Here is a 461-nt window from a genome sequence, read left to right on the forward strand (position 1 = left end):
TTACTCGACGCAGTTACTCTTCTGCTAAAGAAGTGCTTGAAATCCCACCGTTGACCGAAGTCCAGACCGCCTCTTATAAGTGGTTTATGGATAAAGGTATTAAAGAAATGTTCAATGATATTATGCCTATTGAAGATTTTGCTGGCAAATTATCACTTGAATATGTAGATTATTCATTGGGAGAACCAAAATATTCGTTAAAGGAATCCCGCGACCAAGGTGTTAACTATGCAGCTCCACTGCACGTTACTCTTCGTTTGACAAACAAAGAGACTGGTGAAATTAAGTCTCAGGATGTTTATTTTGGCGAATTTCCATTAATGACCGAATATGGTTCCTTTGTGATTAACGGAGCCGAACGTGTCGTTGTATCGCAACTTGTTCGTTCTCCTGGAATTTACTACAACGAAGATACAGATAAAACCGGTAAGGTCGTTTATGGAACGACGGTTATTCCAAAC

At 39.5% G+C, this 461-nt stretch carries 1 pseudogene; it reads left to right on the top strand.

Features of this window, described 5'->3' with window-relative positions:
- Positions 1-461, top strand: a pseudogene (locus tag KH893_RS12075) (DNA-directed RNA polymerase subunit beta); the annotation flags it as partial.

Origin of the sequence: Liquorilactobacillus sicerae, assembly GCF_029916425.1 — a bacterium.
Taxonomy (GTDB): Bacteria; Bacillota; Bacilli; order Lactobacillales; family Lactobacillaceae; genus Liquorilactobacillus; species Liquorilactobacillus sicerae.